This is a genomic window from Neisseria sp. P0021.S007, from assembly GCF_051956855.1.
This window is the reverse complement of the sequence record NZ_JBQCXA010001305.1, coordinates 1-502: the sequence shown is the minus strand read 5'-3', so window position 1 is coordinate 502 and position 502 is coordinate 1. Positions and strand designations below refer to the sequence as shown.

At 54.4% G+C, this 502-nt stretch carries 1 protein-coding gene; it reads left to right on the top strand.

The window, feature by feature from the left end:
- A partial coding sequence (locus tag ACTHUR_RS18875) for a 1-deoxy-D-xylulose-5-phosphate synthase N-terminal domain-containing protein (protein ID WP_440400309.1) occupies nt 1-502 on the top strand: 502 nt, incomplete at both ends.

The window sequence follows — 502 nt, the reverse complement described above, 5'->3', positions numbered from 1 at the left end:
GGATAAATTGCCCGGTGCGATGGAGCTTGCCCAAAAAGTTGAAAATAAAATCAAAACCTTGGCAGGCGAAGCGGAACACGCAAAACAGTCGCTGTCTTTGTTTGAAAACTTCGGTTTCCGTTATACAGGCCCGGTGGACGGACACAACGTTGAAAATCTGGTGGATGTATTAAAAGACTTGCGCGGCCGCAAAGGCCCTCAGTTGCTGCACGTCATCACCAAAAAAGGCAACGGCTACAAATTCGCCGAAAACGATCCTGTCAAATACCACGCTGTCGCCAAGCTGCCGAGCGAAGTGCCTGCGCCGGAAGTCAAACCTGCCGCGGCCAAACCGACTTATACGCAAGTATTCGGCCAATGGCTGTGCGACCAAGCGGCGGCGGACGAGCGTCTGGTTGCCATCACGCCTGCCATGCGCGAGGGCAGCGGCTTGGTTGAGTTTGAACAGCAATTCCCCGACCGCTATTTCGACGTCGGAATCGCTGAGCAACACGCCGTTACC